Source organism: Hymenobacter sediminis (assembly GCF_003231285.1).
Lineage (GTDB): Bacteria > Bacteroidota > Bacteroidia > Cytophagales > Hymenobacteraceae > Hymenobacter > Hymenobacter sediminis.
Window position 1 is genome coordinate 13,516 of sequence record NZ_QKNS01000006.1, and the last position, 24,153, is coordinate 37,668.

The following is a 24,153-nucleotide window of genomic DNA, read 5'->3' on the forward strand; positions in this document are numbered from 1 at the left end:
CTACCGCTACGCCCCCGCATTGTTACATGGCCTAGGCCTCTACGCTGACACTATTAGCCGATTGTATCCGGGCTTGCTGCCGGAAGTACACGAAAAACGGAAGCCCTGTCAGAATGAGGCCTAGGCCTAGCAGCGACTGAGTCGGTTGCGTAATGAGCGTGTGCCCGGTGAACGTAAGGGCGAAGAGGATGAGTAGAAGCTGCACGAAGGGGTAGCCCGGCACCGGGCCTGGTATGCGGCCCTGGCGCTTCATCTTTACCACGGCCACCGCCAGCAGGCCATAAAACAGGAAGGTGGCGAAAATGACCAGGTCGGTCAGGCGTTCGAAGGTGCCGGAGATAATCAGCAGGCTGCTCCACGTAAAGGTAAAGGCCAAGGCGCGGTAGGGGGTGCGGTAGCGCGGGTGCACCGTCGCGGCCGATGGAAAGAAATACCCTTCCTGGGCCATACGGAAATGCACGCGGGTGTGGGAAAGCAGCACAGAGTTGAGCGTACCGAATACGCTCACCAGAATCAGAACCGTAACGCCCGTTTTGCCCCATTGGCCCAGCAAGGCCTCTGCTACCACAGCCGCCCCGATTTCGTTCGGGCCAACGGCTGCCAGCTGCGCGAGGGGTAGGGTACGCAGGTACACGTAATTGATGAGTACGTACAGCACAATGGCAATGCTTACTCCACCGATGATGGCGCGGGGTACGTTGCGCCGTGGGTTTTTGATTTCACCCGTGACAAAGGAAAGGTCTACCCAGCCATCATAGGCCCAGAACACGCTGAGCAGGGCCCCAAAAAAGGCACTACCCAACGACACCTCCCGTATGGGTACTACTGCCGCCGTGGTGCCGCTCGTGTCCGGAGAGGCCAGCAATAAGCCCGCGAGGATGAGTAGGAGAATGCCCCCAATTTTGGCCGCTGTAAAGACGTTGCTGAGCCGCCCGCTTTCACTCACCCCGCGGTAGTTTACCCAGGTAAGTGCGGCCGTGGTAGTAATAGCCAAGAGCTTAATGCCAGAGTCAGCAAATGGGTAAATCAGCCCGCCGATGGATAGGTGGGCCCATGCTTGAGCCGGGTTGGGCAGGGGGAGCAGGGCGTTAACGGATTGGGCAAAGATGAAAGCCAGCGCTGCCACCGAAGCAGAGCCGATGATGGCGAAATCCGTCCACCCAAACAGAAACGAAGCAAAATTGCCAAACGACAACCGCAGGTACTCATACACGCCGCCTGATTCTTCGGTGAGTGAGGCCATGCCTGACAGGTTCAGGGCCCCACAAATAGTCACCAGGCCCGCTACCACCCAAGCGGTCAGGATCCATTCTGCGCTTAAACCACTCTGCGCCAGCGGCACAATCTTCTTGAACACCCCGGACCCAATCACGATGCCCGCTACCAGCAACGTGCCGCTTACGACCCCGAAGGCTCGAACCAGAGTAACAGGGGCGGCAACGGGTGGCTTTTCTGGATCTATCATGTTTCAAGGTAAACGGGTTTGCTACTGAGCGGCGCGATGTTGGTTTGCCATATGGATAGCGGAGCAGGCCCATAGTCTTAACTCCTACCTATGCGCGTAGCTATACAGGCTACTGCTGCCCGGAGTCGAGTAAGCGCCGGTGGTAATTAATCTGGCCCAAGTGATAGGCCAGATGAGTGGCCAGATGCACCAGGAAATATTCGGTCGATGTCTTCTGGTCGAAAACCAGGAGGGAGTATTCCCGCGCCAACATGGCGGGGTTTACTTGCTCTAGTGATACATCTACTCGATGGCTGGTGTCCTGTAGCATTTCCAGCAGTTCCAGCCGAGGAATGTTTTTTAGCGAGAATTCTAATTCGCGGTGCCGGATATACGCTATACCACCAAGTTCAGCCCCAATATATGTATTCAGGTTGCCGACTACATGCAGGCATAGGTTGCCGGCCGAATTAGCTATACCTTTTTCAACGTGCCAAATTATGTGCTCGTCGTTGTACAAGGTAAGTTCCTGCTTCACTCGGTTCAGGTCACGTTGGAACAGGTGGCGGAGAGTATCAATCAGCATATACAGTAGTTTGTTTGGACCAGCGCTTGGTTTTGCTTTGGGAGTCGCTTTAAAGGCTATACCCTCCCCGGGCATGATGCTCGTTACCCATAGTGTCTCGCTAGCTTGTCCAACGGCCCGAATGAAGGTAACTCAAACCTGCTCAGCTTCAGCTACGGTTAGGCAACACGGCAGTAGCAACCAACGAGTGTAGCCCAGTAACAGCTAGTAGCCATGCCGGGCCCGGCTCTGAATGCGGGCTTCCCAGCGCTTACGCTTAGGCGCGATGTAGCCGCGCAGGTATTTTTCCATGACTAACGCGGCGCAGGGCGCAGCGGCATCAGCGCCAAAGCCCCCGTTCTCAATGTACACGGCTACGGCTATTTTAGGATTGTCGGCCGGGGCGAAGCCCACGAAGGCGGCGTGGTCGTTGCCTTCGTCGTTTTCTACGGTGCCCGTTTTGCCCGCCACCGTAATGCCGACATCAGCGAGGCTGGAGGCATCGGCCGTGCCTCCCTTCTGCATCACGGCCACCATGCCGGGCACTAGGGCGGCAAAGTGGGCGCTATCTACCAGAGTATAACGCTTCTCGGTGAAGCGCGGCAGTGGCCCCCCGTCCCCGATGCTTCGTACCAAGTGAGGAGGGTAGTACCAGCCGCGGTTAGCAATGATGGCGGCCATATTGGCCATCTGCAAGCCCGTCATATTGATTTCGCCTTGGCCGATACTCAGGGAGTAGATGGAGCGGTACCGCCACCGGGTGGTGCCCCGGGCCTTGTCGTAATAGGCAGGGGTAGGCAGGAAGCCCGGGGCCTCGCGTGGTATGTCTACCCCCAGCACGGAGTCGAGGCCAAACGAGCGGACGTAGCGCCGCCACTGGGCCAGGTTGGCGTGGCGGGCAGCTACGGTGTCCTGTACCAGACTATCGGGCACGTAGTTGATGAGTTTCCCCATCACCTGGTAGAAGTAGGGGTTGCAGCTGTACTTGAGCCCGGCAGTCAGGTTACTGGGCGCCGGGTGGCGATGCACACAGCTGACGAGTTTCTGGTCGCAACGGAAACCGGTAGCAGGGGTGATAGAACCTAGTTGCAACGCCACGGCGGCATTCACCAGCTTGAACACGGAACCGGGCGGATTGGCGCGCATAGCCGGCCGGTTAATCAGCGGCATGCCTTCCTGTTGCAGTAGCTTGGCGCGCACCCCAGCCAAATCGGGAGCGGTGATGGTAGCGGGCTTGTAGATGGGCGCCGACACGTAGGCCAGTACTTCCCCGGTACGTGGGTCAAGGGCTACCAGATAGCCTTTACGGCGGCCCAGGAGTTGTTCGGCGTAGGCTTGTAGCTTTATATCAAGAGTCAGGTGCAGATCCTGGCCTTGCTGAAAGGTGGTGTCGGGTGCCCAATTGCCCTGCGTCCGGCCTTGCTCGTCTACCAAAGGGTGTAGCGTGCCCCGGCGCCCGTTAAGAATGCCATTGTAGTAGCCTTCTATACCACTGTTGCGCAGTTGGTAGAAACGGCCCCGGCGGTAGCGCTGAGCTTGGTTATAGAAGGCCTCCGCCTCGGCTGCCATGTAGCCTAGCGCATGGGCGCCCACGCTGGTGGTGTAGGTGCGCTGGCGGCTTTCGGTTAGGGTGAGGGTAGGCCAGTCACGGCTTTTGCGACGTACCCGCGCCGCTTCGGTTGCGGTGAGGCGCAGCTGTACCGGGTACCCCGCAGGGGCTTCCTCGTACGGCAGGGCATCGGCAATGCGCCTCCGGATGGTGGTAGGGCCCCAACCCAACAACTGGCCTAGGGCCAGGGTATCGAGTGGGGGGCGGCGCGGCAGCTTTAGTAGGTATTGTGGACGGGTGGCTACCAGTACCGAATCGTGGCGGTCCAGAATACGGCCGCGCTGCGGCACTTCGGGCAGCACGATGCGCCGCTTGGTGTAGACAATGCTCGTATCAGGAGCCTGAGGCGGAATGTCAGTTTGTTGTTGAAATGAGGAACAGGTGACCAGCACCAAAAACGCAGTAAGTAAACTCATTCTCCAAGTTGCAAACAGGTAAAGCCACGGATACCCGGGGTACTCTACGCAGTTGCCGAGTTTCTAGATGTTTCGCCCAAACCATGGAGTGTGGGTTAGCTGCTGCCAATACGTAGAGGACCGCCGTCGGGCTCTCCGTAGCTTCAACTTCGCTTAGAGTTCTGTTACAAGATCAAGCGAAACGTACCCGCTTCACTTTCAAGAGGTAGATGCTTTACTCTCGAAGAGTTACCTACAGGATCTTGTCATTTTCGGCTTACTCACTCTGGTTTACTAGGCCTCAAAGGTGAGTTAACCAACTCTTAACATTTCCCTTTTAGCGTACCCTGAAGAGGAAGGAGAGTATTATTAAAGTGCGATTTGGGTGTGAAGGCACAGCCTTCTGACTCAAACTACAAGCCTTTTGACATTGTTTATATAATGCTGGTAGTCAGTGATATGTATGTAAACAGTGTGCTGTAATAGTAGGCCAGCCTTTAGGTAGCAACCGCAATTGTATTTAGGGAATGATAAGCGGTGAGTACACTACTTCGCTGCTGGCCTAAACAAGTACCCTGCCCGTGTAAAATGTTGATAACAAGCCTGTAAAGCCAAACAAATGTGCGGTGTTTGTTGATGACATTGGCGGCCAACCAAGTGAAATAGAGTCCGTTGGAATAGCCGAGCAAGCAATCCTTGCTCTTGACCTTATATCCTTCTGAGCTATGGAAACCGACGACCTAAAACAACTCATCAAAGACGGCCTATCGGCCCAGCGGGCCGGCAGCCAGGTGGCCGCCCAGGCTACCGACGAAATCCTCAACGACGCCAAGCACCCGGAGCTGAAAGCCGCCCTGCAGGAAGGCAACGAAACCGCCAAGCAGTGGGCCCAACGTATTGAGGATGCCATTGCCGAAGTAGGCGGCGCCGAAAACCAGAACAATGAAATTCTGGAAGCCCACTACCGCGTGAGCAAGGAAATCCGGGACAAAGCTACCTCCGATACCACGCGCGACCTGGGCATCATCGCCAGCGGCCAACTGGCCCTGCACTACTGGATTGCTTCCTTCGGCACGGTAGCCTCGTATGCCGCCTCGGCCGGCCTCACCCAAACCGAGCAAAACCTGAAAGCGTGCGTGCAGGAAGCCAAGCAAGCCGACGACAAGCACACCGACATCGCCCAGCGCATCCTCGCCGAGCAGGGCCAGGAATAGTCGTCAATCATCCAGTCTTACTGATCCATAACACAACCGCGCCGCTTGGATAGCTCCAGGCGGCGCGGTCGTAGTTTGGTAAATGGGGCGCAAGGCCGCAATCTGCGACTTATAACTACCTTAAATTTACCTTAAGAGGTTTGTTGAAATTCGTCAAGGAGAGTGAAAAAATGGTCCAAAGCACTGATTTCATCAACGCTCCAAAAATCAATAATTTTTTCCCAGCCCTGGGTAGATTTTACTTCATATTTTTTCTCTAGCCAAGTGACAAAATGAGAAAACGACAGTGCTTCCCGTAGCCCATTTGGATTGCCATGACACCAGCCATCGAGGTAGCAATGAAGATGATGAATAGACGGTTTGCCTAAATACATTGCAGGTCGCTTTCGTATTTTGGCAAGTATGTCGAAGATAGAGTCTAATGCATCTATTTCGCCAGACCTTATTATTGTTTCAGTTCCTCCCATTATCAAATCTTAGCTTGCATTTTTTACCCAAACTGCTCGCCGAAACATTCTCAACTTCCACCCGTGGCGGCTTTCCTGGTGGTTCTTCTCTAGAACTCACAGCACCGCTTCCAATATATGCAGCTTCAAGTCACGCATTCCAGTCCGCCGCCGTAGCAATGCAGACTCTACATTAGTTAGGCCTGAGTTAGTCTGCATTAATTTCGCGTTAGTAAGTAGATGTTAACGGCAATACTTCTTCAGCAAAGCGGGAGCTTCCTCCACGCCATAGGAAACAGCTTTCGCTAAGTCGATACAGCCAACGGCTGGCTGGTTTCGCCTTTCGATGAAGTGCAGTGCTTTCGATAAGTAGCCATAGCCAATTTCCTCACGCAGCCTGCGTATGCTGTCCTGCTGCATCCAGTCGCGTTGACTTATTTTCTCAATCTTAGCCAATTGGCTTTGCAACTCAGTCAAGCGTAAGTCACTCGTTTCCGCAAAGCGTTGGTCGTCCTCCATCATGGCATAGGTATCGGCTAACTCGCCATACACCTTAGCGCGGTCGTGGTATAGCTTCAACGCCTGCTGGTAATCACGCACGGCCGCAGAGTAATTTTTTAAGAGCGAATAGAGCTGTGCGCGTCGGCGATAATAATAGCCGACTTGGCCGTTTAGCACAATGGCTTTTGATAAGGATGCCGCGGCTTGTGCATAGTCCGTTTGCAAGCTAGATAAACATAGCCACCCTAAGTCTACATTTGGATGAGTTTGCAGCAATACTTTTAATTGCTCTGTTCGAACTGCCCTCTCCGGCTTTGAACCAGCACTAACAGCAATGAGAGTTGTTTCCGTTAATGTATTTGATAAATCAGGCGATTCGCGTAACATTTGAATCGCCTCTTCCAAAGGCTGTGCTTCGCTTACTTCGGGCTTATCAATATAGTAAATACGGCGAACAGGAGAATTTTCTAATGTTTGCTCTATAACTGGTGACAATACCGTCAATTGCTCCGTTAGTCTTACCAAAGCAGCTTCTTTAGTAGTTGGTGGGGCCGAAGGGGAAGGTGATGAACAGGCTGAGAATAACAGAGCCATAAATAGCAGGTGGTAAAGTTTCATATAGTTCAACAAAAAGGGCGCTACCTCAGCAAAGTAGCGCCCTTTTTGTCTTAGTGCGAAAGAGAAATTACATATTCCGGCGGTATTGCCCACCCACTTCAAACAGCGCGTTGGTCACCTGGCCTAGGGAGCAGAACTTGACGGTTTCCATCAGCTCCTCGAAGAGGTTGCCGTTGGCTACTGCTACCTGCTGCAGCTGCTTCAGGCGCTGCTCGGTGGTGCCTTGGTTGCGGGCGTGCAGGTTCTGGAGCATCGTGATTTGATACTGCTTTTCCTCCTCCGTGGCGCGGATTACTTCGGCCGGAATGACCGTGGGCGAGCCTTTCGAGGAGAGGAAGGTATTCACGCCGATGATCGGATACTCGCCCGTGTGCTTGAGCATCTCGTAATGCATGCTTTCCTCCTGAATCTTGCCGCGCTGATACATGGTTTCCATGGCGCCCAGCACGCCGCCGCGCTCCGTAATCCGGTCGAACTCGGCCAGCACGGCTTCCTCTACTAGGTCGGTGAGCTCCTCAATGATGAAGGAGCCCTGCAGCGGGTTTTCGTTTTTGGCCAGGCCTAGCTCGCGGTTGATGATGAGCTGAATGGCCATGGCCCGGCGCACAGACTCTTCGGTGGGCGTGGTAATGGCCTCATCGTAGGCGTTGGTGTGCAGGGAGTTGCAGTTGTCGTAGATGGCGTAGAGGGCCTGCAGCGTGGTGCGGATATCGTTGAAGTCGATTTCCTGGGCGTGCAGGCTCCGGCCGCTGGTCTGGATGTGGTACTTCAACATCTGCGAGCGGGCGTTGGCGCCGTACTTCAGCTTCATAGCCTTGGCCCAGATGCGGCGCGCCACGCGGCCAATTACGGCGTACTCCGGGTCGATGCCGTTGGAGAAGAAGAACGACAGGTTAGGCGCAAAATCGTTCACGTCCATGCCGCGGCTCACGTAGTACTCCACGAAGGTGAAGCCGTTGCTGAGGGTGAGGGCCAACTGCGTGATGGGGTTGGCGCCGGCCTCGGCAATGTGGTAGCCGGAAATCGACACCGAGTAGAAGTTGCGAACCTTCTCCTTGATGAAGTACTCCTGCACGTCGCCCATGAGGCGCAGGGCAAACTCCGTGGAGAAGATGCAGGTATTCTGGGCCTGGTCTTCCTTCAGGATGTCGGCCTGCACGGTGCCGCGCACCTGGCTAAGTGTGCGTGCCTTAATGGTGGCGTACACATCGGCGGGCAGCACCTGGTCGCCGGTTACGCCGAGCAGCATGAGGCCGAGGCCATCGTTGCCGGCGGGCAGCTCGCCCTGGTAGCGGGGGCGCTCCAAGCCTTTCTCCTGGTAGATCTGGTTGATCTTGGCGTCAACCTCGCTTTCCAGACCCTGCTCCTTAATATACAGCTCGCACTGCTGGTCGATGGCTGCGTTCATGAAGAAAGCCGCCAACGTAGCCGCCGGACCGTTAATGGTCATGGACACCGAGGTGCTGGGGTTAGCCAGGTTGAAGCCCGAGTAGAGCTTCTTGGCGTCGTCGAGGCAGCAGATGCTCACGCCGGCGTTGCCAATTTTGCCGTAAATGTCGGGCCGGTGGTCGGGGTCTTCGCCGTAGAGCGTCACCGAGTCGAAGGCCGTGCTCAGGCGTTTGGCCGGCAGGCCCGCCGATACGTAGTGGAAGCGGCGGTTAGTACGCTCAGGCCCACCTTCGCCGGCAAACATCCGGGTAGGGTCTTCGCCCTCGCGCTTGAAGGGGAACACGCCGGCAGTATAAGGGAACTCGCCGGGCACGTTTTCCTGAAGCTGCCAGCGCAGCAGGTCGCCCCAGGCCGTGTAACGGGGTAGGGAAACCTTCGGAATCTGCTGGTTGCTGAGGCTGGTGGTGTGCGTCTGGATGCGGATTTCCTTGTCGCGCACCTTAAACACAAACTCCGGGGCTTTATAGGCGGCTACCTTTTGCGGCCAGGTTTCCAGGAGTTTCCAGTTTTGGCCGTCCAGCCGGAGCTTGATCTCCTCGAAGGTGCTCTCCAGGCCGGCCACGAGCCCTCCTTGTGCGGTTCCGTCGCTGCCGTTCCCAGCGCTAGGTCCTCCAGCGGCGTTAGCCCCGAGGCTTTGGACGGCTCCGATGGCTTGTCGGATTCCATAGAGCTGCTGAGCAGTGTCAGCTTGTTTTTGAACCCACTGGTCATATTGGCGGTTGGTTTCGGCTATTTCAGAAAGGTAACGCGTGCGGTGAGGCGGAATGATATAAATCTTCTCCGAGTCCTCTTTACTGGTTTCGAGCTGCGACGCAAACGGTACGCCCGTCTTGGCTTCTACGGTAGCCAGCACGGCGCGGTACAAGCGGTTCATGCCGGGGTCGTTGAACTGCGAGGCGATGGTGCCAAACACGGGCATTTCCTCCAGGGGCTTATCCCAGAGCTGGTGGTTACGCTGGAACTGCTTGCGCACGTCGCGCAGGGCGTCGAGGGCACCGCGCTTGTCGAACTTGTTAAGGGCAATAACGTCGGCGAAATCGAGCATATCGATTTTCTCCAGCTGGGTAGCGGCGCCGTACTCGGGCGTCATCACGTAGAGGCTGGCGTCGGAATGCTCAATGATTTCGGTGTCCGATTGCCCGATGCCCGAGGTTTCGAGGATGATCAGGTCGAAGTTGGCGGCCTTTACTACGTCCACGGCATCCTGCACATAGCGGCTCAGGGCGAGGTTGCTCTGGCGCGTGGCGAGGCTGCGCATGTACACCCGCGGCGAGTTGATGGAATTCATCCGAATCCGGTCGCCGAGCAGGGCCCCGCCAGTCTTGCGCTTGCTGGGGTCCACGGAAATAATGGCAATGGTCTTCTCCGGGAAGTCGAGCAGGAAGCGGCGCACCAGCTCATCTACCAACGATGACTTACCTGCGCCCCCCGTACCGGTGATACCGAGGATGGGGGCTTTCGAGGTGCTAGCGGGGGTAGGGTCGAGGCGCTGGTCGTTGCCTGCTTCCGACTGCTGGAAGTCGGCAATCAGTTGGCCTTTCACGCGCTCAAACTCCTGGGGGAAGTTCTCAGCGGCAGAAATCAGGCGGCCAATGCTGCGGGCGTCTTTCTCCTTTATATGGCCGGCCTCACCGTTGAGGTTCTGACCGGTAGGGAAGTCTGACTTTTGAAGCAGGTCGTTGATCATGCCCTGCAGGCCCATGGCGCGGCCGTGGTCGGGGGAGTAGATGCGGGTGATGCCGTATGCCTCGAGTTCCTCTATTTCGGTGGGCAGAATCACGCCACCGCCGCCCCCGAAGATCTTCACATGGCCGGCGCCGCGCTCCTTTAGCAGGTCATACATGTACTTGAAGTACTCGTTGTGGCCGCCCTGGTAGGAGGTAATGGCAATGGCCTGGGCGTCTTCCTGAATGGCGCAGTCTACAATTTCCTGCACCGAGCGGTTGTGACCCAGGTGAATTACTTCGGCGCCGCTGCTCTGAATGATGCGGCGCATGATATTGATAGCGGCGTCATGCCCATCAAACAGGGCCGCCGCCGTAACGATGCGGATGTGGTTCTGGGGCTTATACGGAGCTACGGGAGCTGCTTGCATAGCACGGAGGGTTTTGGGTGGAATTTGGGGGTAGCGAAGGTACGAAAAAAGCCCCGGCAGGGTAGCGCGGGGCAGGTTCAGCAATAAGAGGTAGCAGATTGATGGCTCGGTTAGCTAACGGTGGCAAAGCCGGCTTTACTCTTGCCAACTCTGAACCGCCAGGTACATACTAGGTTGCATGGGGTACGTCCTCCAATTCGCCTGGCTTTTATCCCGGCCGAACACCCGGTGCAGCGGAGCGGGAAATACGGCCGGAATACCAAAGAACCAGCGCTCCGAAGAAGGCGTGTCATTATCGAGCCACTGCAGGGCCAGGGCTACCGGCTGCTTTTTCTCCAACTGCACATTATATGAACTGAGGTCCACTGAAATCCAGCCGGTGCGCTGGTCGCGCACCACAAACTGCACGTCATTCGGTAGCAGGGGCGTTGCTGGCTTCCCGTCCAAGACTGTGTACAGCATCAGGCGGAACCGGACTGCCCGGAACGGATTGCTGTCGATGTACACGTTGAAGCTGTCGACGTAGCAACTGCGAGCGGGCCGGAGAAAGGTGCCAAATTCCCTACCCCGCATATCGCGGCGGGTGCTGTCCTGGGTCATGCTGCTGACGCCCCAACGAGCCAGGCCGGTTTTGCCCGTGTGCCCCAGCGTTTCCGGCCGGAGCTCCCGGGGGCGTACCGTTACTTCCCGCAGCGCTTGCGCTTGGGGCCGCAGCCGAACCAGGGCTGGACTTTGGTGCCGCAGGGCTGGTACCGACAGCCGAACCGGGTAGTAGCCGACGCAGGAAACAACTACCGTATCCTGAGCCGTGAGCCCGGGAGAGTCGGGAAAGCTAAAGCGGCCTTGCGCATCGGTTACCGTTCAGAAGGGTTTGTGGCGGACACCCACGGAGGCGAACGGCACGGGTGTAGCCAGAGAATCGTGGAGCACGGTACCGTGCAGGGATTGAGCACGCAGCCCGTAGGTTGCAAACAGAATGAACAGGATGCTCCACCAAAAAATCAAACGCATACAACTTGCCGAATAGGTTCAGGCAGGAGAGCAGCGGTAAGCGCCGAGCGTTGCAAAGCGCATGAAAAAGCCCTGCGGGGTAGCGCGGAACGGATTAACCGAGGCCTGGTAAAATCTTCGGCAAGAAAACGAGCGTATTTATATGGTCAGGTGAGAGGATAGACAGAAGTTGAGGGGAGCCTCCAGCTTATCGGCCATTTCCTGAGCAAAGCGGTGAGCGTCCGGCAGGCTGCTTGTGGAGAAGAATTGCAGGGTGATACCCGTTCTGGACCCGGCCACAGAGAGCATCAGAATGAGTTCCTCGCTGTGCTGGTCTCTTGGGGAGGCTAAAGCCGATGTTCGAGTCGTAAAATTCACCCAGCTCAGGACGGGGTTCGCACCATATGGAGTCGGTGAAAATCAAAAAACTCGTCATCCGTCATCTGTGCCAGACCGGCTCGCTCAACAGCAAGGATACTTGGTTGGGAAGAAGGACGATTTGCATAAGCGTATCTGTTTCCGACACCAGCAAGATATCAATAAGTCAGTTTCTGCAGGGTACCATCGCCGTTGCAGAGCACGTAGTACGTGCGGTCATTCACGCGCTCAATGTCAGTTGGCCGATCCAGCGTTGTCAGCAGGGGCACTCCTTCGCCGTTGGTAATGCGACCGGTGCGGGCCACGAAGCCGGGTGGCGGGGGCGCCAAGATAAACTGCGCGTATTCCGTCACGATAGGGTTGTTGTTAGCAGATAAGGCAATATCCGTGAGGGTAGTGAAGCCGTTTCTGAACTCACTGACCGTGCCCGCCATATCCACCTGAAAAATCTTTGCCGCCCCATTCGTAAATGGAAAGCCCGTCAGGGTGCTCACCAGAAACTTCTGCCCATCATACACAATGCCCGTCGGGACTGCCTCCGTGGTGGCCGTAATTCTGGGGAAGCGGGCAAACACGCTGACGGCCTTGGTTGCGCTGATGCGCTTGATAATGGCATTGGCTCCTGAATCGACAAGGTATAGGTTGCCGTCCGGGCCGAAAGTCATGTTGAAGAGATTAGTATTGATGGGGGTGCTGAGGTTTTGGCTGCGTACGTAGGTGCCGATGTCCTCGCTGGTCAGGCTCTGGGCGGTGCGCGGTGTATCCCCCGGTTTAAACCCCGACACATCCACCGTGTACAAGCGGCCGGCGCCCCCATCCAGAACGTAGAGCGTGCCGTCGCGGTAGAGCACATGCCCGATGCCTTCAGCGTTGCCGTTGGCCAGCACGGAGGTAAAGCCGGTGAGGGCAGGGTACACCTTACCGTCGGTGGTAACCAGCGAAACGCGGGCGTCGTTCTGGCCCGTGCCGCTCTCCGTAACCCATGCTCGCCCCTGATTGTCGACGCTCATGCCGATAGGCAGTGTTAGGCTCTGCGCAAGAGGCGTCGCCATGAGCTGAGTTGGATCGGGTACTGGCTCGTTGTCATCGTCATCCTGACAACTAACAGCCATACTGAGGGCAAGTAGCGCCCATAGGGGGGATGGTTTGAACAGCATGATTCATAAGTGATTGATTTACATAGTAATATAATAATATATATTTTAAATATTCAGCACACAGCTGCCTGAAAAAGGAATGTTTGTAGTTCCGGACTACTCCGTCAAAACCGTGAAGTAGAGGCTGGGCTGCAGCGAGTGGATGGTCCAGATTGCTTGGCTGTTTTCTCGCTCTACCATGATGTGCTTAGGCTGGCGCGCGACAGGAATAGAAAAGTACTTGTCCCAGGGGGTGGTTTTCTCGCTTTGCAGCCACTGGATGGTAGCCACCACGGGTTGCTGAGCTTCGAGCAGTAGCTCGTAGGGGCGCAGATCTATGGTTTGCCAGCCGCGCTGCTGGCGGTTGAGCACCAGTTGAATATCTTGGGAAAGTAAGGGCCGACCAGGGCGCCCCTGTTCCAGCGTGTAGAGGTTCAGGCGGAAGCGCAGGTGCTCGTAGGTGTTCGTGGCAAGGAAGATATGGAACTCCTCCAGGTAGGTGCGGTGGGTAGGGCGGAGCACGATGCCCAATTCCCAGCCCCACTCATCGTCTACGGTTTCTTTGCCGCTGGAGCCGCCCATCCACAATACATCGGCTTTTTCCTTAGTGCGGCCCAACAGGCCCGGATGTACGCGGCGGTGCTCAACTTTAACTTCACGTAGTGCTTGCTCCTGCGGTGCTAACCGGAACTCGCGTTGGCCTGCCGTGAGGGTAGAAGGTAGCACTACCTGCCGGTCGAATCCCACGCAAGTAACAATGAGGGTATCCGTCAGGCTGGGCAGGCGCAACAGGTAGCGGCCTTGTTCGTCGGCTACTGTGCCAATGCCCCGGCCGGGGACGCCCAGGGTAGCAAAAGGTACTGGCTCACTGGTTTGAGAATTCAGGATGCGTCCTTCGATGATTGTTTGTGCGCGTAAGCCGAAGGATATCAGGCAAAAAAGCAGAAATAGAAAAAGGCGGAAATGCATTCAGGATAGGAAAGCAAAGCTGAAGGCCGCTGGTTACGGCAGAAGGAGCGGAGCTAGCCGCTCCACTAAGCTGATTGGAGCAAAACGGTATTCAGCAAAAGGGCCGCTCAGAAGCGGCCCTTTTGCTGGTGCAAAGATAAAACTAACTAGCGGGCAGCCTGCTTTTCCAAGGCTTGTAGCAGCTCATCGGCGGCTTTTTCAATATCCTGGTAACCTTGCTGGGCGGCACGCTCCTTGGCGGCAATCAGGCCGTCGCGGTGCACGGTTTTGAAGTCGCCGTAGGGGAAGTGGTAGCGACCTTTGGTGTCTTCGCCCTTGCTTTTATCAAGGCCCAGATGCCACTGGCCGTACTCGGCTATTTCATGCTTCTCCAAAAACTTGTTTTCCTGGCTTGCATCGGGGTTGTGCTGGCCCCAGTGGCCTTCGTCGTTCTTAAGTTTGCCGTCTTGGATGAGCTGTTTAGCAAACTTTACGGCATCGGGGTTCAGTTGAATACTCATTGGGAGGGGAGGGTTTGGATGGATGAAAGGGGGTAGGCAAACTAGCCACCTAAACACGTACGCTTCAGCCTGCTTTCTGTTAAGGCTGAGCTATGGCTTGCCAGATGCCGACGTGGTGCCTTTCTGCTACACAAACTGGTGGCCCCCGTGCTTGCCGTTGTGGCGGGCATCTAGGTCGCGGTTCAGTTGGAAGGCAGCGCTAATCAGGGCCAGATGAGTAAAGGCTTGGGGGTAGTTGCCGATTTGCTGCCCCTGCGGACCAATCTGCTCGGAGTACAAACCCAGGGGGCTGGCAAAACCCAACAGCTTCTCGAAAAGCAGGCGGGCTTTATCCAGTTCACCACCGCGTGAGAGGTTTTCGATGTACCAGAAAGAGCACATCGTGAACGTGCCCTCTTCGCCGGTGAGGCCATCGGTAGCGCCGTCGTTAGCATGGTAGCGGAACATCAGCGAGTCGAGCAGCAGCTCCTTTTCCAGAGTACGCATGGTGGCTTGCCAGCGGGGCTCGGCCGGGCTGAACATGCGGATGAGGGGTAGGAGCAACACCGAGGCATCCAGCACCTGGCTACCCCTCGACTGCACGAAAGACTGCCGTTCTTCGCTCCAATAATGCTCATACACATCCTGGTAAATCTCGTCGCGGATGCGGTGCCACTCGATTAGCGGAGCCGGAAACGACCGGTCGCGGGCAATGCGAATGGCACGGTCCAGGGCTACCCAGCACATCATCTTACCCGAAATAAACTCCCGGTCTTCGTCGCGCACTTCCCAGATGCCGTGGTCGGGTCGGCGCCAGTTTTCTGCTACGTAGTTTGCCAAGCGCGCTACGTGCTGCCAAAAATCGTAGGTGATGCCGCCGCCATACTTATTGTAGAGGTAGATGGTATCGAGCAGTTCGCCATAAATATCCAGCTGGAATTGCCGGGAAGCCCCGTTGCCAATACGCACGGGCCGCGAGTTCCGGTAGCCGTTGAGGTGAGTCAGCTCCAGCTCCGGCAGGTCAGAGGTGCCATCCACGGCGTACATCAGCTGTAGGTCGCCGGCGTCAGTGAGCTCTTGGCAGCGCTCCATAATCCAACGCAGGAAGGCTTTTGATTCTAGCGTGAAGCCTAGCCGCAGGAAGGCATACATGGTAAAAGCCGCATCCCGAATCCAGGTAAAGCGGTAGTCCCAATTTCGCTCGCCGCCCACGCACTCCGGCAAGCTGAAGGTAGCCGCGGCCACCGTAGAGCCATGCTCCAAGGATGTCAGGAGCTTAAGGGTAATAGCGGAGCGCAACACGGTTTCACGCCAGCGGCCGATGTAGGTGCTGCTCTCCACCCATTTGCGCCAGAAACTTAAGGTGTCCTGAAAGGCAGCCTCGGTGTAATGGTCCAGGTTGCGGGCAATGAAGTCCGGGTCATCGACGGGGGTAGCTTCAATGACGAAGCTGGCTGTTTCGCCCGCTTGAAGCGTCCAAGTACCGTTGGCATCTCCTGCCTCGGTAGCGGCAAAAGGCTGGTTACCCAACAATCGGAACTGAAACCCATCTTCGCCGCAGCTTCTGAACAGCAGGCTGCCGTCTTTCTGGGTTAGTGTCTCATGCTCAGTACGGGCGTAGTCGAAGCGAGGAGCGCATTGCATTCGAAACGTCATGCTACCCTTGATAACGCGCATAATGCGCACCACGGCGCAGTTCTGGTCATGATGCTTCACGGGCATGAAGTCCGTGAGCTCCGCAATACCTTCCTGGGTGAAGAAGCGCGTGAGCAGTACGCCGGTTTCTGGGAGGTAGAGCTGCTTGCTGCGCACTGCATTACCAACAGGCTGCAGCATCCAGGAGCCGCCCTTCTCCGCATCGAGTAAAGCCGCGAAAATGGTAGGCGAGTCGAAACGGGTGAAAGGAAGATAATCGAGTGTGCCTACTTTGGACACCAACGCCACGGTGTGCAGGTTGCCAATAAGGCCATAGTCTTCAAGCGGGAGGTAATCGGGCATGCAGAGGTGGGCTACTGCTGAGTGCGAAGCAGGTAGAGACGGTTAAACGAGAAAAGAGGGGTAGGGCAAAGACTTTTTACTGGCCGGCCAGGGCCTGCACCCCGGCTTCTGCCACGGCGTGGTCGTCTTCCACGGTGCTGCCCGAAACCCCGATGGCTCCGAATATCTGTCCTTCGCTATTTTTTAATGGAATGCCGCCCGGAAACGTAATCAGCCCTCCGTTGGAATGCTCAATGTTATAGAGAGAGCCGCCGGGTTGTGAGGCCTTCCCCAAGTCGCCGGTAGGCATGTCGAAGAAGCGCGCAGTTTTTGCCTTGCGGATGGATATATCCAGGGAGCCCAGCCAAGCATCATCCATCCGGATAAAGGCCACAAGGTTAGCTCCCGAATCTACCACGGCAATGTTCATTTTTACGCCCATTTCAATGGCTTTCTCGTGAGAGGCCTGCACGGCTGTTTGCGCTTGTTTCAAAGTGATTCCCATGGCGTTGGAGCTAGTGTAGAGGTATGTTGTATCCCAACGGTGTTTCGGCCGGTTTGTTCGGCCCTCAGGGGGTAGGGTAGCTACCCTTGAGCGGGCTTGCCTCTAAATGGGTGTAGGGAAGGAGAAGCGCCTTCACGCTGCCAAGCAGGCCTGCCTGACTTCAGCCGTCGGGGTGCTTTGGGTTAGATACCTAAGAGGGGGTAGGAAATGTACGTGCATGGCCAGCTTTGGGGTAACTGGTTAGCTTTTCCGGGCCGATTTGCCTACCTTCGCGGTTGCAAAAAACCGCCTCTAGTGAAGAACATTCGCAATTTCTGCATCATCGCCCACATCGACCACGGCAAGAGCACGCTGGCCGACCGCCTGCTGGAATTCACCAGCACGGTAGCCAAGCGCGATATGCAAGCCCAACTGCTCGACAACATGGACCTGGAGCGGGAGCGGGGCATCACCATCAAGAGCCACGCCATCCAGATGCAGTATCAGTACCAGGGCGAGCAGTACACGCTCAACCTGATTGATACGCCCGGTCACGTCGATTTTAGCTACGAAGTATCCCGCTCCATTGCGGCCTGCGAAGGTGCTCTGCTGATTGTAGACTCTTCTCAGGGTATTGAAGCTCAGACGATTTCCAATCTGTACTTAGCCATTGGCTCGGACCTGACCATTATTCCGGTTCTCAACAAAATCGACTTGCCTCACTCTATGCCAGAGGAGGTGTCTGATGAAATTGTGGACCTGATTGGCTGCGAGCGGGAAGAAATTATTCCTGCTTCAGGCAAGGCCGGCATTGGCATTAAGGAAATTCTGGATGCCATCTGTGAGCGAATTCCGGCCCCAAAGGGCGACCCGGAGGCTCCGCTGCAAGCCCTTATTTTCGACTCGGTATTTAATTCCTACCGCGGCATCGAGGTTCTGTTCCGCATCAAGAACGGCACCATGCGCAAGGGCGACAAGCTCCGCTTCATGGCTACCGGCAAGGAGTACGGCGCCGATGAAATTGGGATTCTTGGCCTGAACCAGGAGCCCCGCCCCGAAATTGGTGCCGGCAACGTAGGCTACCTCATTTCCGGCATCAAAGAAGCCCGCGAGGTAAAGGTAGGTGACACCATTACGCACGTAGCGCGCCCCACGGCCGAAGCCATTCAGGGCTTCGAGGACGTGAAGCCGATGGTGTTTGCTGGTATCTACCCCGTTGATACGACCGAGTACGAGGAGCTGCGTTCCTGCATGGAAAAACTGCAGCTCAACGACGCCTCCTTGGTGTGGGAGCCGGAAACCTCGGTAGCCCTAGGCTTCGGGTTCCGCTGCGGCTTCCTAGGCATGCTGCACATGGAAATTGTGCAGGAGCGTCTGGAGCGCGAGTTCAATATGACGGTGATTACCACCGTGCCCTCTGTGCAGTTCCACGCTACCGGCACCAAGGATCAGCTGCTGACCATTAACGCGCCGAGCGAAATGCCGGAGCCGAACATGATCAAGCACATCGAGGAGCCCTACATCAAGGCCCAGATCATTACGGCCGCTGATTATGTGGGGCCCATCATCACGCTGTGCATGGAGAAGCGCGGCATCATCAAGGGGCAGAGCTACCTGACTTCCGAGCGGGTAGAGCTGACGTTTGAGCTGCCTCTGTCGGAAATCGTATTCGACTTCTTCGACAAGCTCAAGACCATTTCGCGCGGCTACGCTTCCCTGGACTATGAGCTGATTGGCTTCCGCGAGTCAGACATGGTGAAGCTGGACGTGATGCTGAATGGCGAGAAGGTGGATGCCCTTTCGGCCATCGTACACCGCAGCAAGAGCTACGACTGGGGGCGCCGCCTCTGCGAAAAGCTCCGAGAGCTGCTACCCCGTCAGCAGTTCGAAATTGCTATTCAGGCCAGCATCGGGCAGAAAATCATTGCCCGCGAAACGGTGAAAGCACTGCGCAAAAACGTAATTGCCAAGTGCTATGGCGGCGACATCAGCCGGAAGCGCAAACTGCTTGAAAAGCAGAAAGAAGGTAAGAAACGGATGCGCCAGGTGGGCTCCGTAGAAATTCCGCAGGAGGCCTTCCTGGCCGTACTGAAAATCGACTAAGTATCAGAAACGCGCTCCATTGGGGCGCGTTTTTTTTGCGTCTCACTTTACTTTTTCACCTCATACACTTCTTGACACGGCGTGTTATGATTTACTATCTCAGGACATGTCCAATAACCTCCTCAAGAACTGTACAAGCCAAGAGCAGCTAGAAAAAATCATCAAAGGACAGGAGCGTAAGTTTCGGTGGCGTGACGATTGGCCCGCCATGGAAGCTGCTCTGCAAGCCGCCGGCTCCGCTGCCATTGCTGCCCACGAACACAAGCATACTCCCGAACAACCCCAGGATTTAGCATAACCCCTTACCCATGACCACTGCCCCCGACGCCACTACCTACCGCCTCATCGACGGAAAGCAAACCGCCGAGGCCATCAAAGAAGAAATTGCCGCCGAGGTTAGCCAACGCAAAGCCGCTGGCCAGAAGGTGCCACACTTGGCCGCCATTCTGGTGGGCCACGATGGGGGCTCCGAGACCTACGTGCGCAATAAAGTGTTAGCCTGCGAGCGAGTAGGTTTCGACAGCACCTTGCTGCGCTACGAAGACGACATCACTGAAGCTGAACTGCTGGCCAAAGTGGAAGAACTGAACCAGGACGACAGCATCGACGGGTTCATCGTACAGCTACCCTTGCCCAAGCACATTTCCTCCGAAAAGGTTATTGAAGCCATTCGGCCGGAGAAGGACGTGGACGGTTTCCACCCAATGAACATTGGCCGTATGGTGGCCGGGTTGCCATCCTTGCTACCCGCTACCCCCTCGGGTATCGTGGAACTGCTGCGCCGCTATGAGCTACCGACCGATGGCAAGCACTGCGTGGTAATCGGGCGAAGCAATATTGTGGGTACCCCGGTTAGTATATTGCTAGCCAAGAACTTAGAGCCTGGCAACTGTACGGTTACTTTATGCCACTCTCGAACCCAGAACCTAGCCGATATTACCCGTACTGCTGACATTCTGGTGGTAGCTTTAGGCCGACCAGAGTTTGTAACGGCGGACATGGTAAAGCCTGGCGCGGTGGTCATTGACGTGGGAACTACCCGGGTAGAGGATGCTGGCAAGAAGTCGGGTTGGGCTCTGAAAGGCGACGTGAACTTCAGTGAGGTAGCTCCATTGGCTTCCTACATCACCCCGGTACCAGGTGGCGTTGGTCCTATGACCATTGCCATGCTGCTGCTGAATACCCTGCGCGCTGCCAAAGGCGAGGTTTACCCAAAATAGAGTTACGGCTCCTGATAGGGGGTAGTAAGCTAGAGCGAGCTAAACCGGCACTTTGCCTAGTGAAATCCAAGTAAAACCGCCTCAAGCTTTTAGAATTGGGGGCGGTGTACTACTTTTAAAGTCGGGCCGTTGGTACGGTAGCGAATTGCGGAAGCAGCTGAGCTACTCCACGGCCCGATTTGTTGTTTTCAGAATACCCCAGTTTTGCTGCACGAACTTCCTGTTACGTCGGCGGCCCCGGCCTCGGGGACGGCGGCTCCCTCACTGCCCGTCATGGAGCAGTTTTATACGATTCAGGGCGAAGGCTTTAACACAGGCCGCGCGGCCTACTTCATCCGCCTGGGCGGGTGCGATGTAGGATGCGTTTGGTGCGATGTTAAGGAGTCGTGGCCCCTGGATGCACACCCCCGCCAGTCCATTCCGGATTTAGTGGCGGCTGTAACCGCCGAGCCGGGGCGCAACGTAGTAATAACCGGTGGCGAGCCCCTCATGCACGATTTGGGTCCGCTGACAGCCGCTATGCAAGCAGCTGGCTGCCGTACCTGGATTGAAACCAGCGGAGCCTACCCCCTCAGTGGTAGCTGGGACTGGATCTGCGTATCGCCCAAGAAATTTAAGGCGCCGTTACCCTCCGTCTTGGCCGCCGCTCATGAGTTGAAAATCATTGTATTCAACAAGAGTGACTTTGCTTGGGCAGAGCAGCACGCAGCCCTTGTAGGTCCTGAGTGCCGGCTTTATTTGCAGCCTGAGTGGAGCAAAGCGGCTGCCATGATGCCGCTCATTGTTGATTACGTAAAGGAGCACCCGCAATGGCAGGTTTCCCTACAAACTCATAAGTTTCTCGATATTCCGTAGCGTCCCTACCCGCCTATGCGCCGTTTGTTTGTTGTTCCGTTCGTGGTGTTGCTGGCAGTGAGTGAGTTAGTTTCTGTAGATGCCACTGCTCAGGCTAAGTTTAGTAGTACCAATACGAAAGCCCGGAACCTCTGGGATAAAGCGCAGGCGCAAGCCAAAGACCGGGAGTTTAACAAGGCCATTGAGACCCTGACCCAGCTTAACCAAAAGTTTCCGTCATTAGGTGAGCCCTACGTCATGAAGGGCTCCCTGCTGAAGGCAATGGGCGAGAACCGGTCGGCCTTTGAAGCTTACCGCGACGGGCTGGCAAAAATTCCTGTGGATGCTTCCCGCGCTAACGATTACTATACGCTGGGTGAACTGGCCATGAGCTTCGGCGAGTACGCTACAGCCGCCGACAGCTATAAGAAATACCTGAAAACTGCCACGAAGAGCCCGCGTTTTGCCCCCCGCGCTCAGCGTCAGTTGCTCAACTGCGAGTTTGCCCAGAAGGCCATGGCGGCTCCTACCGGTATCCAGCCAGAGCGCCTTCCGGAGCCCCTCAATACGTACCGTTTTCAATATTTTCCGGCCCTCACGGCCGACAGCCGTTTCCTGCTATTTACGGGCCGCCCTACCGCTGAAAGTGGGGAGGACCTGTTTGTAAGCCGACAGAATCAAGACGGCACCATGGGGGCTCCGGCTTCTATCTCGCCTGCTATCAACAGCTCCTATAACGAAGGTGCCGGCACTATCTCCGGCGACGGTAAAACGCTGGTATTTGCTTCCTGCGACCGGCCCAACTCCGTAGGAAACTGCGACTTGTACATCTCACGGCGCACAGGTAACACCTGGAGCAAGCCCCAGAACCTGGGCCGAAATGTCAATTCTGCGGAGTGGGATTCGCAGCCAACGCTTTCGGCCGATGGGCGCACCTTGTACTTTACCAGCACCCGTCGGGGTGGTAAAGGCCAGGAGGATATTTATGTTACTACCCTCGATGCAGATGGTAACTGGACCTTGGCTCGCAACCTAGGCGCCCCCGTCAACACCGCTGGCAAAGACATGGCTCCATTCATTCACGCCAGCGGCTCTACGCTTTATTACGTGACGGATGGCTTGGTAGGTATGGGTGGGCTGGATGTGTACCGTTGCGAGCAACTAGCTGGGAATAAGTGGGGAGTGCCGCAGAACCTCGGCTATCCCTTGAACTCGTTCGAGAACGAGGCTTCCCTGTTTATCAGCTCCGATAACCGCCGTGGGTTCTGTTCCCGCTCCCGGGCCGCCGAGCCAGGCGTACGGCAGGAGCGCGACCGGCCGGTAGAGCTGTTTGGCTTTGAAGTACCCAAAGAAGTACGGGCTCGGGAAACCAGCACCTACACCCAGGGCAGAGTGTTCGACGCCTTCACGAAGAAGCCTATTAAGGCCGATGTGCAGCTCTACGACCTCAATACCGATGAGCTAGTGCAATACGTAGGCTCCGATGCTGAAAATGGGGAATATACTGTGGTACTCAATGAAGGCCGTCAGTACGCCATGTACGCTGCTGCTGACAAATACTTGATGAAGAGCCTAAGCTTCGACTACAGCGACAAGCGAAATTTCGACCCGCTGACGCTGGATATTTACCTGGAGCCGGTGCGGTCAGGTCGCAGTATTGTGCTGAACAACCTGTTCTTCGATAGCAAGCAATACGAGCTTAAGCCTAAGTCGCGGACGGAACTAAACCGCCTGATTGCCTTCATGAAGCAATATCCCGATGTACAGGTGGAAATATCTGGGCATACTGATGATGTAGGCTCCGACGATGACAACCAGCTTCTATCTCAGAACCGGGCAAAGTCTGTTTATACCTACTTGGTTAGCCAGGGAGTAACGGCCAGCCGCCTACGGTTCAAGGGCTATGGTGAAACCAAGCCCCTAGTAGCAAACGACTCAGACGAGCATCGTCAGCAGAACCGACGAATAGAGCTGCGAATCTTGTAAACTTTACTGCTTAGAAACCGAAAGCCCGCTTACTCACCGAGTAGGCGGGCTTTTTTTGCATTGTAGTTTTCCTTTCTGATAAGATTATTACCCGATTCATAATGAGGTGAATAGCACTTTCTGGTAAAAGTGTTAAAATAGAATAGTTATAATATTTCTTTTTATTATTAAATATTTGATTCTATATTTGGCTGTCTCCTAAACAGTAAAAGTCAGGCACAATGGCTGTTGCCCTACTACCAAGTCTGTGGAGGACAAATCTGAGTCATTTCAAACCTCTTCATTTCATCCTTTTCAGTTATGAAAAAAATTACTCTTCTCGCTGGTTTGCTGTTCAGCTTTTTCAGCACTGTAACAGCTGGTACTGACCCAGATGGCCCCACTACTATTCAGGCCCGGGCTACTGCTCTGACGCGTGCTATATCAGACAAAGCCCGCTTGGATGAAGGACAGTACATACAAGTGAAGCGCCTCAATATTCAGATGCTGTTGGAGCAGGATGATCTGAAAACCCGCTTCTCCGCCGATCAGTCGATGTTAGACCAGCGTCTAGCTGATGCCCAAGCTCGTTACGAAAGTGACCTGACGGCTCTGCTGTACCCAGCCCAACTAGCCTTGTTCCAGCAAAGCCGCACCAGCATGACGGCGCTGGGTGCTACCCCTAAGTAGTGTCGCAAAGCCGGTCCGGCAGAATGCTATTTCTACTCAACACATTTTGCCGGACGGGCTGCTACAAAAGACAAAGGACATGATTTTATTAAAATAGAATATTGTATATCTTATAAGTAAGAGCTATATTCAACTACCTGCTAATGAATCGATTCTTCTTTATGGTTTCTTCCACCACCAACCCAACACCATTATGAAAAACGTATTCGCTTGCCTCGCATTCGCACTGCTGGTATCTGCAGGAACTACTACCCAGGCTGCCCCCGGCGACGGTGGCAAACTGACAGCCCGCGCTAGTGAACTCACTCGCCGTATGGCTGAGCGCACTAAGCTTAGTGAAGGACAATACGTAAAAGTGCGCCAGCTCAACCTGCGCTTGCTGACTGAAACTGCTGAGCTACGCAAGCAGTTCGGTACTGACCCCACTAGCCTCGATAAGGCCCTGGCTGACGTACAGATGCGCTATGAGTGGGACCTGGCTTCCATTCTATGGCCCAAGCAACTTGCTGCCTATGATGATATGAAGCAGAACTTCACGGCCGCTAACGTTCGTTAATTACCAGACTCCTGTTCAGCGGCACTGAAACTGCCT

At 55.6% G+C, this 24,153-nt stretch carries 22 protein-coding genes; 8 read left to right on the plus strand and 14 right to left on the minus strand.

Annotated elements, in window-relative coordinates:
* Positions 1–31 precede the first annotated feature (31 nt).
* The 3 genes from DNI29_RS15945 to DNI29_RS15955 form a co-directional block, all read right to left on the minus strand.
* A complete protein-coding gene (locus DNI29_RS15945) occupies positions 32–1,465 on the minus strand; it encodes an APC family permease (protein WP_110979131.1) in 1,434 nt (477 codons plus the stop codon).
* Between the two features lie 109 nt (positions 1,466–1,574).
* A complete protein-coding gene (locus DNI29_RS15950) occupies positions 1,575–2,030 on the minus strand; it encodes a DUF1572 family protein (protein WP_110979132.1) in 456 nt (151 codons plus the stop codon).
* A 204-nt stretch (positions 2,031–2,234) separates the two neighbouring features.
* Complete coding sequence (locus tag DNI29_RS15955) at positions 2,235–4,034, minus strand: peptidoglycan D,D-transpeptidase FtsI family protein (protein ID WP_110979133.1); 1,800 nt, start codon at positions 4,032–4,034, stop codon at positions 2,235–2,237.
* Positions 4,035–4,738: 704 nt separating this feature from the next.
* Between DNI29_RS15955 and DNI29_RS15960 the strand changes: the two genes are divergently transcribed.
* A complete protein-coding gene (locus DNI29_RS15960) occupies positions 4,739–5,227 on the plus strand; it encodes a DUF892 family protein (RefSeq protein WP_110979134.1) in 489 nt (162 codons plus the stop codon).
* Between the two features lie 131 nt (positions 5,228–5,358).
* On the opposite strand, the gene DNI29_RS24190 is transcribed toward DNI29_RS15960, so the two are convergent.
* From DNI29_RS24190 to DNI29_RS16000, 11 genes are all read right to left on the minus strand, one after another.
* A complete protein-coding gene (locus tag DNI29_RS24190) occupies positions 5,359–5,694 on the minus strand; it encodes a hypothetical protein (protein WP_123823283.1) in 336 nt (111 codons plus the stop codon).
* A gap of 222 nt (positions 5,695–5,916) precedes the next feature.
* Positions 5,917–6,768, minus strand: coding sequence for a tetratricopeptide repeat protein (locus DNI29_RS24195; RefSeq protein ID WP_123823284.1), 852 nt, complete (start codon positions 6,766–6,768; stop codon positions 5,917–5,919).
* 91 nt (positions 6,769–6,859) lie between these two features.
* Complete coding sequence (locus DNI29_RS15970) at positions 6,860–10,336, minus strand: methylmalonyl-CoA mutase family protein (protein WP_110979434.1); 3,477 nt, start codon at positions 10,334–10,336, stop codon at positions 6,860–6,862.
* A 135-nt stretch (positions 10,337–10,471) separates the two neighbouring features.
* The gene (locus DNI29_RS15975; protein ID WP_110979136.1) at positions 10,472–10,936 is read right to left on the minus strand and encodes a hypothetical protein; all 465 of its coding nucleotides are present in this window, start codon (positions 10,934–10,936) and stop codon (positions 10,472–10,474) included.
* 261 nt (positions 10,937–11,197) lie between these two features.
* Complete coding sequence (locus DNI29_RS24500) at positions 11,198–11,347, minus strand: hypothetical protein (RefSeq protein WP_162303634.1); 150 nt, start codon at positions 11,345–11,347, stop codon at positions 11,198–11,200.
* Between the two features lie 138 nt (positions 11,348–11,485).
* Complete coding sequence (locus DNI29_RS24505; protein ID WP_162303635.1) at positions 11,486–11,626, minus strand: hypothetical protein; 141 nt, start codon at positions 11,624–11,626, stop codon at positions 11,486–11,488.
* Positions 11,627–11,862: 236 nt separating this feature from the next.
* A complete protein-coding gene (locus DNI29_RS15980; protein WP_162303636.1) occupies positions 11,863–12,816 on the minus strand; it encodes a ScyD/ScyE family protein in 954 nt (317 codons plus the stop codon).
* 141 nt (positions 12,817–12,957) lie between these two features.
* Positions 12,958–13,809, minus strand: a complete 852-nt coding sequence (locus DNI29_RS15985) for a carboxypeptidase-like regulatory domain-containing protein (protein ID WP_110979138.1) — start codon at positions 13,807–13,809, stop codon at positions 12,958–12,960.
* 146 nt (positions 13,810–13,955) lie between these two features.
* Entirely contained in the window at positions 13,956–14,309 is a 354-nt protein-coding gene (locus DNI29_RS15990; RefSeq protein WP_110979139.1) for a hypothetical protein, read from the minus strand.
* A gap of 126 nt (positions 14,310–14,435) precedes the next feature.
* Positions 14,436–16,286 (minus strand): glycoside hydrolase family 15 protein, encoded by a 1,851-nt coding sequence (locus DNI29_RS15995; RefSeq protein ID WP_110979140.1) that lies wholly within the window; start codon positions 16,284–16,286, stop codon positions 14,436–14,438.
* A 76-nt stretch (positions 16,287–16,362) separates the two neighbouring features.
* The gene (locus DNI29_RS16000; protein ID WP_110979141.1) at positions 16,363–16,770 is read right to left on the minus strand and encodes a GlcG/HbpS family heme-binding protein; all 408 of its coding nucleotides are present in this window, start codon (positions 16,768–16,770) and stop codon (positions 16,363–16,365) included.
* A 294-nt stretch (positions 16,771–17,064) separates the two neighbouring features.
* On the opposite strand from DNI29_RS16000, the gene lepA reads away from it, so the two are divergent.
* From lepA to DNI29_RS16035, 7 genes are all read left to right on the plus strand, one after another.
* The gene (lepA, locus tag DNI29_RS16005) at positions 17,065–18,852 is read left to right on the plus strand and encodes a translation elongation factor 4 (RefSeq protein ID WP_110979435.1); all 1,788 of its coding nucleotides are present in this window, start codon (positions 17,065–17,067) and stop codon (positions 18,850–18,852) included.
* Between the two features lie 106 nt (positions 18,853–18,958).
* On the plus strand, positions 18,959–19,150 hold the full coding sequence (locus DNI29_RS16010; protein ID WP_110979142.1) for a hypothetical protein: 192 nt from the start codon (positions 18,959–18,961) through the stop codon (positions 19,148–19,150).
* A 10-nt stretch (positions 19,151–19,160) separates the two neighbouring features.
* Positions 19,161–20,072, plus strand: coding sequence for a bifunctional 5,10-methylenetetrahydrofolate dehydrogenase/5,10-methenyltetrahydrofolate cyclohydrolase (locus DNI29_RS16015; RefSeq protein ID WP_110979143.1), 912 nt, complete (start codon positions 19,161–19,163; stop codon positions 20,070–20,072).
* A gap of 204 nt (positions 20,073–20,276) precedes the next feature.
* Complete coding sequence (locus tag DNI29_RS16020; protein WP_238388120.1) at positions 20,277–20,927, plus strand: 7-carboxy-7-deazaguanine synthase QueE; 651 nt, start codon at positions 20,277–20,279, stop codon at positions 20,925–20,927.
* Between the two features lie 15 nt (positions 20,928–20,942).
* A complete protein-coding gene (locus tag DNI29_RS16025; protein WP_110979145.1) occupies positions 20,943–22,892 on the plus strand; it encodes an OmpA family protein in 1,950 nt (649 codons plus the stop codon).
* Positions 22,893–23,192: 300 nt separating this feature from the next.
* A complete protein-coding gene (locus DNI29_RS16030; protein ID WP_110979146.1) occupies positions 23,193–23,561 on the plus strand; it encodes a hypothetical protein in 369 nt (122 codons plus the stop codon).
* A 193-nt stretch (positions 23,562–23,754) separates the two neighbouring features.
* On the plus strand, positions 23,755–24,117 hold the full coding sequence (locus DNI29_RS16035) for a hypothetical protein (protein WP_110979147.1): 363 nt from the start codon (positions 23,755–23,757) through the stop codon (positions 24,115–24,117).
* Positions 24,118–24,153: the final 36 nt, after the last annotated feature.

What these genes read in the sequence shown, in the direction of transcription:
- DNI29_RS24190 (WP_123823283.1), bottom strand. Translation starts at nt 5,694, where the DNA reads ATGGGAGGAACTGAAACAATAATAAGGTCTGGCGAAATAGATGCATTA.
- DNI29_RS15995 (WP_110979140.1), bottom strand. Translation starts at nt 16,286, where the DNA reads ATGCCCGATTACCTCCCGCTTGAAGACTATGGCCTTATTGGCAACCTG.
- DNI29_RS16035 (WP_110979147.1), top strand. Translation starts at nt 23,755, where the DNA reads ATGAAAAACGTATTCGCTTGCCTCGCATTCGCACTGCTGGTATCTGCA.
- DNI29_RS24195 (WP_123823284.1), bottom strand. Translation starts at nt 6,768, where the DNA reads ATGGCTCTGTTATTCTCAGCCTGTTCATCACCTTCCCCTTCGGCCCCA.
- DNI29_RS15980 (WP_162303636.1), bottom strand. Translation starts at nt 12,816, where the DNA reads ATGGCTGTTAGTTGTCAGGATGACGATGACAACGAGCCAGTACCCGAT.
- DNI29_RS24500 (WP_162303634.1), bottom strand. Translation starts at nt 11,347, where the DNA reads ATGCGTTTGATTTTTTGGTGGAGCATCCTGTTCATTCTGTTTGCAACC.
- DNI29_RS16025 (WP_110979145.1), top strand. Translation starts at nt 20,943, where the DNA reads ATGCGCCGTTTGTTTGTTGTTCCGTTCGTGGTGTTGCTGGCAGTGAGT.
- DNI29_RS15945 (WP_110979131.1), bottom strand. Translation starts at nt 1,465, where the DNA reads ATGATAGATCCAGAAAAGCCACCCGTTGCCGCCCCTGTTACTCTGGTT.
- DNI29_RS15960 (WP_110979134.1), top strand. Translation starts at nt 4,739, where the DNA reads ATGGAAACCGACGACCTAAAACAACTCATCAAAGACGGCCTATCGGCC.
- DNI29_RS16010 (WP_110979142.1), top strand. Translation starts at nt 18,959, where the DNA reads ATGTCCAATAACCTCCTCAAGAACTGTACAAGCCAAGAGCAGCTAGAA.
- DNI29_RS16015 (WP_110979143.1), top strand. Translation starts at nt 19,161, where the DNA reads ATGACCACTGCCCCCGACGCCACTACCTACCGCCTCATCGACGGAAAG.
- DNI29_RS16030 (WP_110979146.1), top strand. Translation starts at nt 23,193, where the DNA reads ATGAAAAAAATTACTCTTCTCGCTGGTTTGCTGTTCAGCTTTTTCAGC.
- DNI29_RS15985 (WP_110979138.1), bottom strand. Translation starts at nt 13,809, where the DNA reads ATGCATTTCCGCCTTTTTCTATTTCTGCTTTTTTGCCTGATATCCTTC.
- DNI29_RS15955 (WP_110979133.1), bottom strand. Translation starts at nt 4,034, where the DNA reads ATGAGTTTACTTACTGCGTTTTTGGTGCTGGTCACCTGTTCCTCATTT.
- DNI29_RS15990 (WP_110979139.1), bottom strand. Translation starts at nt 14,309, where the DNA reads ATGAGTATTCAACTGAACCCCGATGCCGTAAAGTTTGCTAAACAGCTC.
- DNI29_RS15970 (WP_110979434.1), bottom strand. Translation starts at nt 10,336, where the DNA reads ATGCAAGCAGCTCCCGTAGCTCCGTATAAGCCCCAGAACCACATCCGC.
- DNI29_RS15975 (WP_110979136.1), bottom strand. Translation starts at nt 10,936, where the DNA reads ATGACCCAGGACAGCACCCGCCGCGATATGCGGGGTAGGGAATTTGGC.
- DNI29_RS16000 (WP_110979141.1), bottom strand. Translation starts at nt 16,770, where the DNA reads ATGGGAATCACTTTGAAACAAGCGCAAACAGCCGTGCAGGCCTCTCAC.
- DNI29_RS15950 (WP_110979132.1), bottom strand. Translation starts at nt 2,030, where the DNA reads ATGCTGATTGATACTCTCCGCCACCTGTTCCAACGTGACCTGAACCGA.